This window comes from Seohaeicola sp. 4SK31, from assembly GCF_028802875.1.
In the GTDB taxonomy this organism is placed as follows: domain Bacteria; phylum Pseudomonadota; class Alphaproteobacteria; order Rhodobacterales; family Rhodobacteraceae; genus Seohaeicola.
Window position 1 is genome coordinate 34,514 of the sequence record NZ_JARAMP010000014.1, and the last position, 17,188, is coordinate 51,701.

The 17,188-nt window shown below is 65.5% G+C and carries 14 protein-coding genes and 1 tRNA gene; 10 read left to right on the forward strand and 5 right to left on the reverse strand.

The window, feature by feature from the left end; translation table 11 throughout:
• Positions 1 to 54 precede the first annotated feature (54 nt).
• Together metF and PVW27_RS12905 are read left to right on the forward strand one after the other, a co-directional pair.
• On the forward strand, positions 55 to 921 hold the full coding sequence (metF, locus tag PVW27_RS12900; protein ID WP_274558319.1) for a methylenetetrahydrofolate reductase [NAD(P)H]: 867 nt from the start codon (positions 55 to 57) through the stop codon (positions 919 to 921).
• Between the two features lie 60 nt (positions 922 to 981).
• Positions 982 to 1,476: a PaaI family thioesterase gene (locus tag PVW27_RS12905; protein ID WP_274558321.1), complete on the forward strand. Its 495-nt coding sequence runs from the start codon at positions 982 to 984 to the stop codon at positions 1,474 to 1,476.
• Here the strand turns inward: PVW27_RS12905 and PVW27_RS12910 are convergent.
• Together PVW27_RS12910 and PVW27_RS12915 are read right to left on the reverse strand one after the other, a co-directional pair.
• Positions 1,473 to 1,850 carry a GFA family protein gene (locus PVW27_RS12910; protein ID WP_274558323.1) on the reverse strand — a complete coding sequence of 126 codons (378 nt, stop codon included), beginning with the start codon at positions 1,848 to 1,850 and terminating at the stop codon, positions 1,473 to 1,475. The two genes, PVW27_RS12905 and PVW27_RS12910, sit on opposite strands and share 4 nt — an antisense overlap.
• Positions 1,847 to 2,647: a rhomboid family intramembrane serine protease gene (locus PVW27_RS12915; RefSeq protein ID WP_274558325.1), complete on the reverse strand. Its 801-nt coding sequence runs from the start codon at positions 2,645 to 2,647 to the stop codon at positions 1,847 to 1,849. The genes PVW27_RS12910 and PVW27_RS12915 overlap by 4 nt, the downstream gene beginning before the upstream one ends.
• A 142-nt stretch (positions 2,648 to 2,789) precedes the next feature.
• Between PVW27_RS12915 and PVW27_RS12920 the strand changes: the two genes are divergently transcribed.
• Positions 2,790 to 2,875, forward strand: a tRNA-Leu gene (locus PVW27_RS12920).
• Between the two features lie 13 nt (positions 2,876 to 2,888).
• Here PVW27_RS12920 and PVW27_RS12925 read toward each other — a convergent pair.
• A complete protein-coding gene (locus tag PVW27_RS12925; RefSeq protein ID WP_274558326.1) occupies positions 2,889 to 3,671 on the reverse strand; it encodes a ZIP family metal transporter in 783 nt (260 codons plus the stop codon).
• 220 nt (positions 3,672 to 3,891) lie between these two features.
• On the opposite strand from PVW27_RS12925, the gene PVW27_RS12930 reads away from it, so the two are divergent.
• The 7 genes from PVW27_RS12930 to PVW27_RS12960 all read left to right on the forward strand — a co-directional run bounded on the left by PVW27_RS12930 (position 3,892) and on the right by PVW27_RS12960 (position 14,026).
• A complete protein-coding gene (locus PVW27_RS12930; RefSeq protein ID WP_274558328.1) occupies positions 3,892 to 4,686 on the forward strand; it encodes a UDP-2,3-diacylglucosamine diphosphatase in 795 nt (264 codons plus the stop codon).
• The gene (locus PVW27_RS12935; protein ID WP_274558330.1) at positions 4,683 to 5,819 is read left to right on the forward strand and encodes a ceramide glucosyltransferase; all 1,137 of its coding nucleotides are present in this window, start codon (positions 4,683 to 4,685) and stop codon (positions 5,817 to 5,819) included. Before PVW27_RS12930 ends, PVW27_RS12935 begins: the two co-directional genes overlap by 4 nt.
• Positions 5,820 to 5,823: 4 nt before the next feature.
• Positions 5,824 to 6,396 (forward strand): DedA family protein, encoded by a 573-nt coding sequence (locus PVW27_RS12940; protein WP_274558331.1) that lies wholly within the window; start codon positions 5,824 to 5,826, stop codon positions 6,394 to 6,396.
• On the forward strand, positions 6,393 to 7,070 hold the full coding sequence (locus PVW27_RS12945; RefSeq protein ID WP_274558332.1) for a glycosyltransferase family 2 protein: 678 nt from the start codon (positions 6,393 to 6,395) through the stop codon (positions 7,068 to 7,070). The genes PVW27_RS12940 and PVW27_RS12945 overlap by 4 nt, the downstream gene beginning before the upstream one ends.
• Positions 7,071 to 7,211: 141 nt before the next feature.
• On the forward strand, positions 7,212 to 9,686 hold the full coding sequence (locus tag PVW27_RS12950) for a Lon protease family protein (protein WP_274558333.1): 2,475 nt from the start codon (positions 7,212 to 7,214) through the stop codon (positions 9,684 to 9,686).
• A gap of 183 nt (positions 9,687 to 9,869) precedes the next feature.
• Complete coding sequence (locus PVW27_RS12955) at positions 9,870 to 10,835, forward strand: efflux RND transporter periplasmic adaptor subunit (RefSeq protein WP_274558335.1); 966 nt, start codon at positions 9,870 to 9,872, stop codon at positions 10,833 to 10,835.
• Entirely contained in the window at positions 10,832 to 14,026 is a 3,195-nt protein-coding gene (locus PVW27_RS12960) for an efflux RND transporter permease subunit (protein WP_274558337.1), read from the forward strand. Before PVW27_RS12955 ends, PVW27_RS12960 begins: the two co-directional genes overlap by 4 nt.
• Before the next feature lie 86 nt (positions 14,027 to 14,112).
• On the opposite strand, the gene metG is transcribed toward PVW27_RS12960, so the two are convergent.
• Positions 14,113 to 15,834: a methionine--tRNA ligase gene (metG, locus tag PVW27_RS12965; protein WP_274558339.1), complete on the reverse strand. Its 1,722-nt coding sequence runs from the start codon at positions 15,832 to 15,834 to the stop codon at positions 14,113 to 14,115.
• Between the two features lie 72 nt (positions 15,835 to 15,906).
• On the reverse strand, positions 15,907 to 17,130 hold the full coding sequence (locus PVW27_RS12970; RefSeq protein WP_274558341.1) for an MFS transporter: 1,224 nt from the start codon (positions 17,128 to 17,130) through the stop codon (positions 15,907 to 15,909).
• Positions 17,131 to 17,188 lie beyond the last annotated feature (58 nt).

Here is a 17,188-nt window from a genome sequence, read left to right on the forward strand (position 1 = left end):
GTCTCACATAGTGGCGTTTGCGACAAGAGGACAACCTAGAACAGGAATCGTCATATGAAAACGCCCGCTGTCTCGTTTGAATTCTTCCCGCCGCAGAATCTGGAGGCGTCGTTCCGCCTGTGGGATACGGTGCAGGTTCTGGCGCCGCTGGCCCCGCGTTTCGTGTCGGTGACCTATGGGGCCGGTGGCACGACGCGCGACCTGACGCGCGATGCCGTGGCGACCTTGCACAAGGCAAGCGGGCTGAACGTGGCGGCGCATTTGACCTGCGTGAACGCGAGCCGCGAAGAAACGCTGGCGATTGCCGACAGTTTCGCTGCCGCCGGTGTGAAAGAGATCGTGGCGCTGCGCGGCGATGCGCCCAAGGGCAGCGACGGCTTTCGCGCGCATCCCGAAGGGTTTGCGTCGAGCGTCGAGTTGATCGCGGCGCTGGCCGAGACCGGCAAGTTCACCATCCGTGTGGGGGCCTATCCCGAAAAGCACCCCGAGGCGCGCGACACCGCCGCTGATGTCGATTTCCTCAAGCGCAAGCTGGATGCGGGGGCAAGCGAGGCGTTGACGCAGTTCTTCTTCGAGGCGGAGACATTCTTCCGTTTCCGCGATGCCTGCGCCAAGGCAGGGATCACGGCCCCGATCATTCCGGGTATCCTTCCCATCGAAAACTGGGTCGGTGCGCGCAAGTTTGCCCTGCGCTGCGGCACATCGGTGCCCGCATGGCTGGATGAGGCCTTTGACAAGGCGATCCGTGACGGGCGGCAGGACCTGCTGGCCACGGCGCTGTGCACCGAGCTGTGCAGCGAGTTGATCGAAGGTGGCGTGGATGCGCTGCATTTCTATACGCTGAACCGCCCCGAGCTGACCCGCGATGTCTGCCATGCGCTGGGCGTGACCCCGAAGGTGCAGCTGGAAAACGTTGCGTAACAGGGTCTTGCCGGTTCCGCCCTTGCGCGCCAATCTGGTCGCGCAACTGGGAGAGCCGTCATGATCAATCGTCGCATCGCCACCCGTCCGGAAGAGCTGGCCAGCCCCGAGGAGATGCTCTCGCGTTCGGGGCTGGAGTTCATGCAGGACATGCTTGCCGGGCAATTGGCAGGACCGCCCATCGGGGCCACGCTGAACTATTGGCCCGACAGCGTGGCGGATGGCGAGGTCGTCTTTGTCGGCGCGCCGCTGTTTGAACATACCAACCCGATGGGCACGGTGCATGGTGGCTGGTATGGCACGGTGCTGGACAGTTGCATGGCCTGCGCCGTGATGACCAAGGTGCCCAAGGGCTCGGTCTATACCACGCTGGAATACAAGGTGAGCATCCTGCGCTCGATCCCCATCGGGATGCAGGTGCGTGCCACGGGACGGGTGCAGCATGCGGGCCGCTCCACCGGGGTGGCCGAGGGCGAGATCCGGGGGATCGAGGATGGCAAGCTCTATGCCACCGGCACCACGACCTGCATCATCATGAAGATGACCCCGTCTTAAGCTGGTTTGCGGTCGGAGGGGTGATTGACCCCGTCCACCCATGGCACAGGGTCCAGATCACGCGGGTTCACGCCCTCAAGACAGGCGGCGTTCACGCCGAATTGGTTGGGGTTCGACCGGCGCTGGTGATGGGTATAGATGCCGCAGGTCTTGCAGAACCAGTGTTTCGCCGCCCCCGTGCCCCATCGATAGAGCGTCAGGTTGTCCGCCCCTTTCAGAATCGTGATTCCGTCCAGCGGCGCAGAGACCGCGATGGCCCCGCGTCTGCGGCAGAAGGAACAGTCGCAGCGCCGCGCCGTGGCAAGGCCGTCGGACAGGTGGACGGAGAGTTCCACCGCGCCGCAATGGCAGGTCAGGCGGTGTGGCGCGCTCATCGCCGCCGCCCGCTGCGGGGGATGTCGGTGATCCGGGGCGGGGGCGTGCCGTTGACGCGCCGCCCGGCTGTCGGGATGGAGCTGCGCACCATGCGATACTGCGCCTCGGGGTGGGGCGGATGGCCTTGGGTGCGGTTCCAGTAGGCCGGGCCGCCGCGCGCGAGCCACAGGGGCGCGATCAGCGCGAGCCCGACCAGAAAGCCGCCCGCATGGGCCCAGTAGGCCACGCCGCCCGCCTGCGGATCGACGCCCACGCCATTGAAGAGTTGCAGGCCGAACCAGATGCCCAGCATGATCCAGGCCGGCACGGGGAAGATCTTGAAGAACACGATGAAGATGAACAGCACATCCACCCGCGCCTTTGGGAACATCAGCAGATAGGCCCCCATCACGCCCGCGATGGCCCCGGATGCGCCGACCGTCGGGACCATCGATCCGGGGGCAGATATCACATGCGCCGCCCCCGCCAGCAGGCCGCAGAGCAGGTAGAATCCCAGGAAGCGTGTATGGCCCAGCTCTTCTTCCAGATTGTCGCCGAAGATATACAGAAACAGCATGTTGCCACCCAGATGCATCAGCCCGCCATGCAGGAACATCGAGGTGACGAGCGTCAGCCAGTCCGATCCGGCGGATACGCGGGCTGGGATCATGGCATAGGTGCCGAAGAAGGCATTGATCGCGCGCGCGTCCGACATGAGCGGCCAGTAGCTGACAAAGACCAGCACGTTCACCACGATCAGCGCGTAGGTGACATATGGCGTCTTTTGCGAAGGGTTGTGATCACGGATGGGAAACATGCCGCCACGATTGAAGGTTTTGCCGGCTGCGTCAAGCGCGCTTCAGTCAGGGCCGGGCAGGGGCGGCGGCGAGGCGTGATCCGTCACGCCTGCGCTTTACACCGCCCGGTCATTGGCTATTGTCCGCCCACCTGTCCCGCGCGCCCGCGTGGTGGAATGGTAGACACAGGAGACTTAAAATCTTCAGGCCGCAAGGCCGTGCCGGTTCGAATCCGGCCGCGGGCACCAGTGGGACAGGATTTCAACCCAGCCAGACGTCCAGAAACAGCATCAGCACAAGACCGATGGCGAGGCCGAGTGTGGCGCGGTTCTGGTGGCCTGCGCGGTGGGTTTCGGGGATGATCTCGTGGCTGATGACATAGAGCATCGCGCCTGCGGCAAAGGCCAGACCCCAAGGCAACAGCGGTTCCGACAGCCGCACGACACTGGCGCCCAGCAACCCTCCGACGGGTTCGACCAGGCCGGTCAGGGCGGCGATCCCCCAGGCGCGCTGCCTGCTGTAGCCCTCGCCCAGCAGGGCGACGGCGACGGCCAGCCCCTCGGGGGCGTTCTGCAGGCCGATGCCGATGGCCAGTGGCAGACCGCCCTCCATCCCGCCCGCGCCGAAGCCCACGCCCACGGCCAGGCCTTCGGGGACATTGTGGATGGTGATGGCGAAGATGAACAGCCAGACACGGCGCAGGGATGCGGCCTCCGGCCCTTCGCGGCCGCTGCGGAAATGCTCGTGCGGCAGGCGTTCATTCAGAAGCGCGACGGCCCCCATGCCCAGAAGGATGGACAGGCAGACGATGGCGGCGGGCAGGGCGTCGTTGTCATGCCGCGCCTCTGCTGCGGCGAGGGCCGGAATGATCAGCGAAAAGAACGAGGCCGCCAGCATGACACCGGCGGCAAATCCCAGCAGCAGATCCCGGTTGGCCCGTGACGGGACCCGCCCGAACAGCACCGGGATGGCACCGGCTGCCGTCATCAGACCTGCTGCAAGGCTGCCCAGAAAGCCAAGCGCCACAGGTGACAGGGTGTCCAAGATGGGTCCTTTCCGCGATCCTCAGGGGGTGATCCTGCGGACCGGCCCCTGTGCGTTGCCATGCAGGTAGCGCATTTTCCGGTCAAGGTCCATGAGATCGGCCCCTTGCGCGTTGCCTCGGCTGGCAGGCTGCGGGATGTCGTTGCCTTGTCGCAGAACTGTCACCCGACTGTTGCGATGGCGGGTGATGCTGCGCGCAAAACGACGAGGAGCAGCAGGCATGCGCGATCCGGTGCGGTTGCATAGAACCCTTTTCCTGTCAGACCTGCATCTGGGGGCCTTGGGCAGCCGGGCCGATCTGATCCTGTCCTTTCTGCAGGCCAACAGGGCCGAGACCTATGTTCTGGTGGGGGATATCCTGGATCTGTGGCAGCCGCTTCTGCCGCATTGGACGGATGAGGCGCAGCAGGTGCTGCACCATCTGCGCGCGCGGCAGCAAGGCGGGGCGGTGATCCACTATCTGCGCGGCAATCATGATCCTGAGCCGGACGATGCCCCCGCCGACAAGCGGTTGGGTGTGGCGGCGGTCGATGCGCTGATCCATCACGGCAAGGATCAGCGCCGCTATCTGGTCCTGCATGGCGATGTGGTGGATGCGCGGATCGTGCGCTCGCATGGGATGACGCGGCTGGGCAGCCGGATCGACCATCTGTTGCGGCGGCTGGACCGGGGGCTGTCGCGCCTGCGGCGCGGCACGCCGCCCGAGGCGCGCAGCACGATCGAGGCGCTGCTGGCCGGGGTGAATGCCATGCTCTATCGCGGGCGGCGGCATGAGCGGCGGCTGATCGCCATGGCGCGCGCGCATGGGGCGGATGGGGTGATCTGCGGTCATTTCCACATTGCGGATCTGCACGACCGGCATGGCATGATCTATGCCAATTGCGGCGACTGGCTGGATAGTATGACGGCCTTGGCGGAGGGGCATGACGGGTCGCTCCAGCTTGTATCGGCGCGTGCGGTCGCGGGCGATGTGGGAAGCGCCGCGCCTGCGCTGGATGTGGAGCGTCTGGCATGAGCGCGGCGGGACTTGTGGCGCTTGGGGCGGTGGTTCTGATGGTGGCGCATCTGCTGGTGCTGGGGGTGTATTGGCGGCGGCTGGCGCGGTCGGTCGCGCCGGGGGAGGGCGTGATCGGTCAGCCTTTCGTCACCTTGTTGCGGCCCGTCTGCGGGCTGGACCCGTTCGAGACCGAGACGCTGCGGTCATCCTTCCGGCAGGATTACCCGCGTTATGAGGTGATTTTCTGTGCGCAATCCCGCGATGATCCGGTGATCGGTCTGGTCCGTCGCCTGATGGCGGAACATCCGCATGTGCCCGCGCGGCTGCTGGTGGGGGATGACCGTGTGACGGGCAATCCCAAGCTCAACAATGTCTGGAAGGGCTGGCAGGCGGCGGGGGCTGACTGGATCTGCATGACGGACAGCAACCTGTTGTTGCCGCGCGATTATCTGTCAAGGGTCGTGGCCGCGTGGGGGCCAGAGACAGGGCTGGTGTCGGCACCGCCCGTGGGCCTTCGCGCCAAGGGGCTTGGCGGGTCTTTGGAATGCGCCTTTCTGAATGGCAATCAGGCGGTGCTGCAATATGCGGCGGACAGTCTGGGCATGGGGTTCGCGCAGGGTAAGACGCTGTTTTTCAACAAGCCCTTGCTGGAGGCGGCGGGCGGGTTGCGCCTGCTGGGGCGGCGGCTGGCCGAGGATGCGGCCGCGACACAGGTCATTCGTGGACTGGGGCGGCGCGTGACGCTGGTGCCGCTGCCCTTTGCGCAGCCCATCGGCACGCGGTCCTTGGCGCAGGTCTGGGCGCGGCAGTTGCGCTGGGGGCGGGTGCGGCGCGATGCCTTTCCGGCGTTGTTCCTGTGCGAGATCTTCAATGGCGGCGTGGTGCCCATTGCCATGGCCGTTGCATCTGTGGTGCTGTCTGGCGGGCCTGCGGCGCTTGGCCTTGGCTATGCGGCCCTGTGGTATCTGGCCGAGGCATGGCTGGTGCGGCGGGCCGGCTGGCCGCTGGGCTGGCGGGGCGTGGTGGCGATGCTGTTGCGTGATCTGATGATGCCCGCCCTGTGGGGAGCGACCTATGCCCGGCGGGGGTTCGACTGGCGCGGCACGCGGCTTGCGCCGCAGGCGGTCACTGGCCCGGTGGCGGCGGCATGACCGCATGACCGAGGCCGAGATCGGCATCCTGATCCGCGACTACGGGCTGTTCATCATCGCCCCGCTGGCCGTGCTGGAGGGGCCTGTGGTGTCGGTCGTGGCAGGCTATCTGGTCAAGCTGGGGTTGCTTGGGGCACCGCTGAGCTTTGTCGTGCTGGTGCTGAGTGATCTGTTGGGGGATGTGATGCTCTACTCCTTGGGGCGACAGGGGCGCGCACGGGTGGCCTTGCCCTGGTTGTCGGCCCTTGGCGTGACGCGGCGGCGGCTGGCGCGCCTGTTGCGGGCCTTTCGGGTCAGGGGGGGGCGCATCCTGATCCTTGGCAAGCTGACCCATGCGGCAGGCTTTGCCGTGCTGCTGGCCGCTGGCATGGCGCGGATGCCCTTCGCCCGGTTTCTGGGGTTGAGCCTGCTCGCGACGCTGCTCAAGGTCGCGGTTCTGATGGCGCTGGGCTGGTTCTATGGCCGTGTCGCGAACCGCGTGGGCAACTGGGTGCTGGCGGGCAGTCTGTTGCTGGTCCTGTGTCTGCTGGGGCTGTGCGCAGGCTATCTGATCCGTCGCAGACGGAGCGTTGCATGACAGCGGGCCTCACCTGCCTGATCCCTGCCCATAACGAGGCGCCGCGCATCGCAGGGGTGCTGGACGTCGTGATGGACCATCCGATGATTGCGCGGGTGATCGTGGTCGATGACGGATCGACGGATGAGACAGCCGCCGTGGCGGAGAAAGCCGGGGCCTTTGTTCTGCGCCTGTCGCCCAATCGCGGGAAATCCGCAGCGATTGCGGTGGGTCTGGCCGAAGTGATGACCAGCCATGTCCTGCTGCTGGATGCGGATCTGACCGGGTTGCGCGCCGGGCATCTGTCCGGCCTGATCGCCCCTGTGCAGGCGGGGCGGGCCGATGTCACGCTGTCGCTGCGGGCCAATGCGCCGCGCCTGTGGCAATGGCTGGGCGTGGATTACATCACAGGCGAGCGGGTCTTGCCGATGGCGATGCTGACACCCTGTCTGGAGCAGATCGCGGCGCTGCCGCGCTTTGGGCTTGAGGTGTTTGTGAACACGCGGATCAAGGCGGCCGGGCTGCGCGTGGCCATCGTGGCCTGGCCCGGTGTGGCCAGTCCCGCCAAGGGGATCAAGCGGGGATGGTGGACGGGTCTTGTGGCGGATGCTGCGATGATCCGTGACATTCTGCGCACGGTCTCGGCCGCGACCGTTCTGCGGCAGATCCTTTATCTGCGTTCAAGCAGAGGTTGATATTGCCCGCGCTTTCGGATGGGATGGCAGGGTAACATCTGTGGTTTCGCGTTTCGGTCGCTTTGATGGCGCAGCCGTGATCCTTGACAGTCTGGCCCCGCAGTCGCGCGTCCGACATGCTCTGCCTGAGGGAGAGGGCTGATGCAGGGGGATGAACCATTGCCGCGCGGACTTGCGCCGGATCGCCTGCGCCGCCGCATCGACCCGGCCACGCTGGGGTTCGAGACGACCGAGTCGCTGGAGGTGTTGCACAGCCTCATCGGGCAGGACCGTGCGATGCAGGCGATCCGGCTGGCCGCCGGGATCGGGCATCGCAGCTTCAACCTGTTCGTGGTCGGCCCTTCGGGCACCGGGCGGCACAGTGCGGTGCAAAGCGTGCTGGCGCAGGAGGCGGCGGCGCGGCCCGTGCCCTGCGACTGGGCCTATGTCAACAATTTCGAGGATGAGCAGAAACCCCGCGCGCTGAAACTGCCCACCGGGCAGGCGCAGCGGTTGCGCGCCGAGATGGAGGATCTGGTCGATGATCTGGGCGCGGAAATCCCCGCTCTGTTCGAGGGCGAGGACTATCAGGCGCGGCGCAAGGCGCTGGAGAATGACTTCGCCGAGGCCGGGTCGGTCCGGATGCAGGAGTTTGCCGCAAGGGCCAAGGCCGAGGATGTGGGGCTGGTGAGCACGCCCACCGGCTTTATGGTCACGGCGATCCGCGAGGGCGAGGTGATCGACAAGGAGGCGTTCGACAAGCTGCCCGCCGAGGAACAGGCGCGGATCGAGGAAAAGATCGCCCGTTTCCAGAAGGAGCTGACCTCCATTCTGGAGGACGCGCCCGCCTTGGTGCGGGCGCATCGACAGCGTGTCATCGCCCTGCATGCCAGCATGGCCGAACAGGCAGTGCAGCAGCGCATCCACGAGGCGCGCGCGCAGTTTGCGGGTATCGACAGCGTGCAGCATTACCTGACCGAAGTGGCGCAGGACATGATCCGCAACGCCGAGTTGTTCCTTGAGGCGCATGCTCAGGGGCGGGATGGGCCGTTCCCCGCCGGGATCCGCAAGGTGCATCGCGAGCCGCAGTTCAGCCGCTATGTCATCAATGTCATGGTGTCCCATTCGGGCGAGGATGGCACAGGCGCGCCGCTGGAGACCGAGGAGCTTCCCACCCTGAACCGTCTTGTGGGGCGGATCGAGAATATCGCGCAGATGGGGGCCTTGATGACGAATTTCACCCTGATCCGCCCCGGCGCTCTGCACCGGGCCAATGGCGGGTTTCTGGTGCTGGACGCGCGGCGTATCCTGTCGGAGCCTTTCGCGTGGGAGGCGTTGAAGCGCAGCCTGCAACATCGGACCATCGCCATCACGTCGATGGCGGAGCGATTGAGCCTTGTGCAGACATTGTCGCTGGAGCCGGATCCGATCCCGCTGGATGTGCGCGTGGTGCTGGTGGGCGAGCGGATGCTCTACGCGCTTCTGGTGATGCTGGACCCGGACTTTTCGGAACTCTTCAAGTTGCAGGCCGATTTCGAGGAGGATTTCGCGCTGACGCCGGAGAATGCGGTGCTTTTCTCGCGGCTTCTGGCCTCGTTCATCCGGCGTGAAGGGTTGCGGCCGTTGAATGCTGCCGCCGTGGCCCGGTTGCTGGAGGAAGCCTTGCGCCGCGCCGAGGACAGCGAGAAGCTGTCTCTGCATCTGGGCGCGCTGGCCGATATCCTGCGCGAGGCGGAACATTACGCCTGTGCGAGGCTGGATTGCGAGGGCGAGGCCGCCCCGGTTGCGGTCGAGGATATCGAAAAGGCGTTGGTCGCGGCCGAGCATCGCAACGCGCGCATCCGTGACCGGATGCAGGAGGCGGTGACGCGCGGCACGATCCTGATCGACACGGATGGCGCGGTGGTGGGCCAGATCAACGGGCTTTCCGTGGCGCAGATCGGGACGTTCCGGTTTGGGCGTCCGTCGCGGATCACGGCGCGGATGCGGATGGGCGCGGGCAAACTGGTGGATATCGAGCGCGAAGTGGAGTTGGGCGGGCCGGTGCATTCCAAAGGTGTGCTGATCCTGTCGGGCTATCTGGCGGCCACCTATGCGCAGGATGTGCCGTTCTCGCTGCATGCCAGCCTTGTGTTCGAGCAAAGCTATGGCGGGGTGGATGGCGACAGCGCCTCATCGGCGGAACTATATGCGTTGCTGTCGGCCTTGTCGGACCTGCCGATCCGGCAGGGTTTGGCCGTGACCGGGTCGGTCAATCAGGCCGGGCAGGTGCAGGCGATTGGCGGGGTGAATGAGAAGATCGAAGGGTTTTTCGACATCTGTGCCGCCCGGGGGCTGACAGGCGATCAGGGCGTGCTGATCCCTGCCGCCAATGTGCCGCATCTGATGCTGCGCCCCGATGTGGTGCAGGCTGTGGCGGAGGGCCGGTTTCGTGTTCTGCCCGTGGCCCGCATCGACGAGGGGATCACGCTTTTGACCGGGGTTCCGGCGGGGGCGCGTGGAGCGGATGGAACATGGCCCGAGGGCAGCGTCAATGCGCGGGTCGAGGCGCGGCTGTCCGCCTTTGCCTTGGCACGCCAGCGCTTTGGTCGCGACAAGGGCGGCGATGGCGGCGATGGCGGAACGCCCGCGCCTTGATCTGGGTCAGGGCGCGGGGTCGATCCGCAATCTAGCATCGGACCGGTGTGAAAGCGGCTTCGGCAAGTTGCGTTCCAGATGCAGGTTTTGATCTGGTCAGCCATTGTGCCGGAATCTAATATTCACTATATGGAATATGAAGGCGATCCCCGGCGGGTTCGCGTGGTTTTCATGGAGGCGCAAATGAAAGCGCAAGTCTTTGCTCTGGTTGGCTTTCTGGCCTTCTCACCGGCGGCATTCGCCGAATCCCTGACCGTGACCGCTCAGCCCGTCACCGATTGGAAAGCCGTCTATGGCCAGATCGAGGCGCAGACCCGATTGCCCGCCCGGGCGCGGCTGGGGGGCACGCTGGTGTCTCTGAACGCGGTGGAAGGCGACCGGGTCGAGGCGGGGCAGGTGCTGGCCCGCGTGGTCGATGACAAGCTGGACCTGCGCCTGCGCGCCGTCGACGCGCAATTGCAATCGCTGCAATCGCAGTTGGAGAACGCGCAGAGCGAACTGGAGCGTGGCGAGGCGTTGTTGCAGCGGGGCGTCACGACGGTGCAACGGCTGGATGCGCTGCGCACGCAGGTGGATGTGCTGACCGGGCAGATCGAGGCGACCCGCGCCGAACGCTCGGTCGTCGAGCAGCAGGCGACCGAGGGCGATGTGCTGGCCCCGATTGCGGGCCTGGTGCTGACAGTCCCCGCCGCAGCGGGTGCTGTCGTCATGCCGGGCGAGGCGGTGGCGACCATCGGGGGCGGCGGGTTCTTTCTGCGTCTGGCCATTCCCGAACGCCATGCCCGTGCGCTGAATGAGGGCGATGCGATCGAGATCGACGGCGCAGGCGACGGGGCGACGGGGCGTCTGGCGCGTGTCTATCCGCAGATCGAGAATGGCCGCGTGATTGCCGATGTGGCGGTCGAGGGGCTGGATGAGGCTTTTGTCGATGCCCGCGTTCTGGTGCGGCTGGCCGTGGGGCAGCGTGAGGCGCTGTTGGTGCCGGAAAGCGCCGTGACCACCCGTGCCGGTCTGGATTTCGTGACGGTCGAGGGTGTGCATCAGGGCGAACGGGCCGTCATGTTGGGCCAACGGCATGAACAGGACGGCACCGTCATGCGCGAGGTTCTGTCGGGTCTGACGGAAGGTGAAACGGTGGTGGTGAAATGAGCGACAAACCCCAGTCTCTGGGCATCGCGGGGAACCTGACCAAGGGTTTCATCCGCTCGCCCCTGACCCCGCTGATCATGCTGGCGGCGCTGGCCATGGGTCTGATCGCGCTGATGGTTGTCCCGCGCGAGGAAGAGCCGCAGATTTCGGTGCCGATGGTGAATATCCTGATGCAGGCACCGGGGCTGAAGGCCGAGGATGCGGTGCGGCTGGTGTCCGAACCGATGGAGACCATCGTCAAGGCGATCAACGACGTCGAGCATGTCTATTCGCAGACCATGGATGACGGCGCGATGATCACTGCACGGTTCAACGTGGGCACCTCCTCGGACGCGGCGATCCTGCGCGTGCATGAAAAGGTGCGGGCCAATATGGACCGCATCCCCGTTGGTATTCCCGAGCCGCTGATCATCGGGCGGGGCATCGATGATGTGGCGATCGTGACGCTGACCCTGACGGCCGCTGAAGGGGCCGAGGTCAGCGCCAATGACCTGACGCGGTTGGCGCGCGAATTGCGGGCCGATCTGTCGAAGGTCGAGGATGTGGGCCTGTCTTATATCGTGGGCGAGGCGAACGAGGCGATCCGCATCGCGCCCGATCCCGAACGCATGGCGCTGTATGGCGTGACGCTGCAACAACTGGCGGGCAAGGTGCAATCGGCCAACCGCACGATGAATGCAGGGCGCATCCGTGACGGGGGCGACCAGATCGGGCTGGTGGCGGGGCAAAGCCTGACGGCACCCGCAGAAATCGCGGGGCTGCTTCTGACCACGCGGGACGGGCGGCCCGTCTATGTGGGCGATGTGGCGGCGATCGAATTTGTGCCCGACATGTCCGACCGGATCGTTGCCCATGTGACCCGTGCCGAAGATGGCACAATCACGCGCAGCCCTGCCGTGACGCTGGCTTTTGCCAAGCGGGCCGGGTCCAATGCCGTGGTGGTGGCCGAGGAGATACTGGGGCGCACCGCCGCGCTGCAAGAGACGCTGATCCCGGACTCCGTGGCGGTCGAGATCACGCGCAACTATGGTGAAACGGCCAAGGAGAAAGCAGATACGCTGCTGCTCAAGCTGTTTCTGGCGACCTTGTCGATCATCGTGCTGACGCTGGTGGCGATCGGCTGGCGCGAAAGCATCGTGGTGGCGGTGGTCATTCCGGTGACGATCCTGCTCACGCTCTTTGGCGCGTGGATCATGGGCTATACGCTGAACCGGGTGTCTCTGTTCGCGCTGATCTTCTCGATCGGGATTCTGGTGGATGACGCCATCGTGGTGATCGAGAATATCGCCCGCCATTGGGGGATGAAGGACGACCGCGACCGCGTGACCCGCGCGATTGACGCGGTGGCCGAGGTGGGCAATCCCACGATTGTGGCCACGCTGACGGTGGTGGCCGCACTTCTGCCGATGCTCTTCGTGTCGGGGCTTATGGGCCCCTATATGAGCCCCATTCCGGCGGTGGCCTCGGCCGCGATGATCATTTCGTTCTTCATTGCGGTGATGGTGACGCCCTGGCTGATGGTCAAGATCGCGGGCAAGGCCCCGATGCATGGGCATGGTGGCGAGGATGGCGGCTTTCTGGGGCGTTTGTTCACCCGCGTCGCGCGGCCCGTGCTGGCGACCAAGGGGCGCAGCCTGACCTTTCTGCTGGTTACCGCGGCGCTGTCCTTTGGCTCGCTTGGTTTGCTGTATACGCAGCATGTGACGGTCAAGCTGCTGCCATTCGATAACAAGAAGGAACTGGCCGTGGTGATCGACATGCCCGAGGGCACGTCGGTCGAGGCGACGGATGGCGTGGCGCAATCGGTGGCGCGTGTTGCGATGGGCCTGCACGAGGTCGTCAGCGTGCAGACCTATGCCGGGACATCCGCGCCGTTCAATTTCAACGGCCTGGTGCGGCATTACTTCCTGCGGGCCGAGCCGCATATGGGCGATGTGCAGATCAACCTGTCCGAGGTGGGCCATGGTGCGCGGTCGAGTCACGAGATTGCGCTGGAGCTGCGCGAGGCGCTGAAGGCGCTGGACCTGCCGGAAGGGGCAAGTCTCAAGACGGTCGAACCACCGCCCGGCCCGCCCGTGATGGCGACGCTGTTGGCCGAGGTTTACGGGCCCACGCCCGAGGCGCGGCGCGAGACGGCGCGCAAGTTGCGCGACGCCTTTGAAAGCGTGGATTTCATCGTCGATGTGGATGACAGCTTCGGCAATCCGCCGCGCCGCTTGCGGGCCGTGATCTCGCCCGACGATCTGGAATTCTTTTCGGTACAGGAACAGGATGTGTTCGACACGATCGGCATCCTGAACGGCGAGACGACGGTGGGCTATTCGCATCGCGAGGATGGCCGCCGCCCGATCCCGATCACGGTGGCGCGCGATCTGTCGGACCGGGTGATGGATGAGCGGTTCCTGTCCACGCCCATCCCCGCCAACGTCCTGCCCGGTGCGCGCGGTGTGGTGGAACTGGGCGATGTCCTGCGGATCGAAGAGGAGGTGATGTCCTATCCGATCTTCCGCCGCAACGGCCGCCCCGCCGAGATGGTGATGGCCGAACTGGCCGGGCGGTTCGAGGCGCCTTTGTATGGCATCGTCGAGGTGGGCCGCGCGCTGGACGCGATGGACTGGGCCGAGGGGGAAAAACCCTTGGTCCTGCTGAACGGCCAGCCGATTGACGACAGCCGTCCCACGATCCTGTGGGATGGGGAATGGGAGGTGACATGGGTCACCTTCCGCGACATGGGCGCGGCCTTTGGCGTGGCGCTGCTGGGCATCTATGTGCTGGTGGTGGCGCAGTTCGGATCGTTCCGGGTGCCCTTGGTGGTGCTGACGCCGGTGCCGCTGACGTTTTTGGGCATCATGATCGGGCATTGGCTGTGGGGCGCGCCATTTTCGGCCACGTCGATGATCGGGTTCATCGCGCTGGCGGGGATCATCGTGCGCAACTCGATCCTCTTGGTGGATTTCATCCGCCATACGGACCCGGCAGGCAAGTCGCCGGTGGATATCCTGCTGGAGGCAGGGGCGATCCGGTTCAAGCCGATCCTGCTGACCGCACTGGCTGCGATGTTCGGGGCGACGGTCATTCTGGCTGACCCGATCTTTCAGGGTCTGGCGCTGTCGCTGCTGTTCGGCCTGTTCAGTTCGACCCTGCTGACGGTGCTGGTGATCCCGGCAATCTACCGGGTGTTCAAGACGTGAGGTTGCGCCGGGGGCATGCTGCCCCCGGACCCCCGGCGAGTATTTATGGCAAGATGAATGGGGGCGGGCTTTTCAGCCTGCCTTTTTCAGGTTCGGATGCCGGCGAAGCGGGTCTGCCATTCCTCGCGCTGCTCATCGGTGATCTTGGTGAAAAGCACCTCGGGCACGGTGAAGGCATGGCCTGCGGGCAGGGCGGTCAGCCATGCGCCCAGATCGCCTTCGGGCCATGTGGCGTCTTGCGCCTGCATCGCGCCAAGCATCGCGGCACTTGCATCGGGGATGAAGGGGGCTGACAGCACGGCGTAAAGCCGGATCAGGTTCAGGCCGAGGCGCGTCTGCATGGCGGCGCGGTCGGCATCTTCCTTGATCGTGACCCAAGGCGCGGCGGATTGCAGGTATTCATTGCCCAGCACCCAGATCGCGCGGAGTTCCTGCGCGGATTTGCGCACCTCCATCTCGTCCATGAAAGTTTCATAGGCGCGCAGGCGGGTGGTCAGGGCGTCGATCAGGGCGGTTTCCTGCGGGCCGATCTCGCCGCCTGCGGGGACGGTCTCGCCGAATTTCGACCGGCAGAATTTGGTGATGCGGCTGACGAAATTGCCCAGAACGTCGGCCAGGTCCTTGTTCACGGAAGCCTGGAAATTCTCCCATGTGAACTCGGCATCCGAGGACTCGGGGGCATGGGACAGAAGCCACCAGCGCCAGTAATCGGCCGGCAGGATGGCGAGGGCCTGATCCATGAAGACGCCGCGCCCGCGTGAGGTGCTGAACTGGCCGCCGTCGTAATTGAGGTAGTTGAAGGATTTGATGTAGTCGACCAGCTTCCACGGCTCGCCCGAACCAAGGATGGTGGCGGGGAAAGACAGGGTATGGAAGGGGACGTTGTCCTTGCCCATGAACTGGGTATAGGTGACGTCTTCGGCGCCCTTGTCCGTGCGCCACCAGCGTTCCCATGCGCTGTCGTCCAGCCCTTGGGCGCGCGCCCATTCGGCGCCGCAGGCGATGTATTCGATGGGCGCATCGAACCAGACATAGAAGACCTTGCCCTCCATCCCCGGCCAGTCCTGATCGCCCTTTTTCACCGGGATTCCCCAGTCCAGATCGCGCGTGATGCCACGGTCCTGCAAGCCGTCACCATCGTTGAGCCATTTCTTGGCGATCGAGGTGGTCAGGATCGGCCAGTCGGTCTTGCTGTCGATCCAGTCCTGAAGCTGCTGGCGCATCTCGCTTTGACGAAGATAGAGGTGCTTGGTCGCGCGCTGTTCCAGATCGGTGGAGCCGGAGATGGTCGAGCGCGGGTTGATCAGGTCCACCGGGTCAAGCTGCTTGGTGCAGTTGTCGCATTGATCGCCGCGCGCGCTCTCGAAGCCGCAATTGGGACAGGTGCCCTCGATATAGCGGTCGGGCAGGAAGCGGCCATCGGCCTTTGAATAGATCTGCGTCTCGGACACTTCGCGGATCAGCCCGGCCTCGGCCAGACGGCCTGCGAAATGCTGGGTCAGCTTGTGGTTCTGCGGGCTGGAGGAGCGGCCGAAGTGATCGAAGCTGAGGCGAAAGCCGCGCGCGATTTCAGCCTGGACGGTGTGCATTTCGGCGCAGTAATCGGCAACGGGCTTGCCCGCCTTGGCGGCGGCCAGTTCGGCGGGGGTGCCGTGTTCGTCGGTGGCGCAGAGGAACAACACCTCGTTGCCGCGCCCGCGCTGATAGCGGGCATAAAGATCGGCGGGCAACTGGCTGCCCACGAGGTTGCCCAGATGCTTGATCCCGTTGATGTAAGGGATCGCCGAGGTGATCAGATGCCGTGCCATGTCATCAAGCCTTTGTGCGGTTCGGCCCTTCCTTAGCGCAAGGTGGGCCGGGGTTCCAGCGGGGCGTGCGTGTCAGTCCTCGTCGCGGGCGCGCCCGGTCAGCCGCCCGATCAGGAAAGAGGTGCGCGGGGCCCAGACATAGCGGGTGCGGGTGCGCGCGCTGGGGCGCATGCGCATGCGGATCAGGCCGAAGATCACCAGCACGCCATGGCCTGCGCCGATCATGACGAACATGGCGGAGGGGCCGTAAACCTCGATCAGGGTCGAGGCCATGAGGGGGGCGGCAATTGCGCCGAGCGCGAAGAAGAACATGAGGGCGGCGGAAAGCTCGACCCGTTCCGAGGCATCGGCGAAATCATGGGCATGGGCGGCGGCGACGGAATAGATCGGGAAGGTCGTGGCCCCGAACAGCGTCGCGGTCAAAAGCACGCCTGCGGTGCCCAGATCCCCCGTGAGCGCCGTCAGCGCAGAGCTGGCGATGGAGGCGATGGAGAGCCAGATCAGGACCCAGCGGCGGTCGTATTTATCGGCCAGCCAGCCCACGGGATATTGCGCCAGCGCCCCGCCCGCGACGAAGGCCGACAGGAACCAGGCGATCTGATCGACGGCGAGGCCGACCTCCTGGCCGTAGACGGGACCGACCATGCGGAAGGAGGCGCTGGACAGCGCCGCCACCACCACCCCCGCGGCGGCCAGCGGCGAGCGGGTCACGGCCAGCATCGGGCGCAGGCGCAGGGCGTCGGGGGTTTCAGGCTCGGCGGTGCGGGTCAGGGTGATGGGCAGCAGGGCGGCGCAGCACAGGAGGGCGAGCAGGTTGTAGGAGACGTAAGAGGCCGGCTCCAGCACCGAGATCAGCATCTGTGCCACCAGTGACGCGCCCATATCGACCACGCGGTAGGTGCCCATGGCGCGGCCGCGTGTCTCGTTGGTCAGCTTGGCCTGCAACCAGGCCTCGATCACCGTGTAGCACCCCGCCACGCAGAGGCCGGAGGCCACCCGCATCAGCGCCCAGGCATAGGCGTCGATCACCAGCATATGGGCAAGCAGGCCGATGGCCCCCGCCGCGGTGAAGGCGGCGAAGGCGCGCGAATGGCCGATGGTCCCCATCAGGCGCGGGGCCCACCAGCAGCCGATGAAGAAGCCGAAGAAATGCGCCGAGCCCAGCAGGCCGATCTGCGCGTTGGTGAAATCCAGCGTGATGCCCGACAACGCATCCAGCGGCCCCACGCCCCCGGTCGAGAGCTGGAGCAGGATCACAGACAGAAACAGGGCCGCAAAGGAGATCATCAGGCGCATGGGGCCAGTCCTGCCCATCCGGCCGGGGATGGCAAGAGGGCTTGGCATGTTTTGCGGG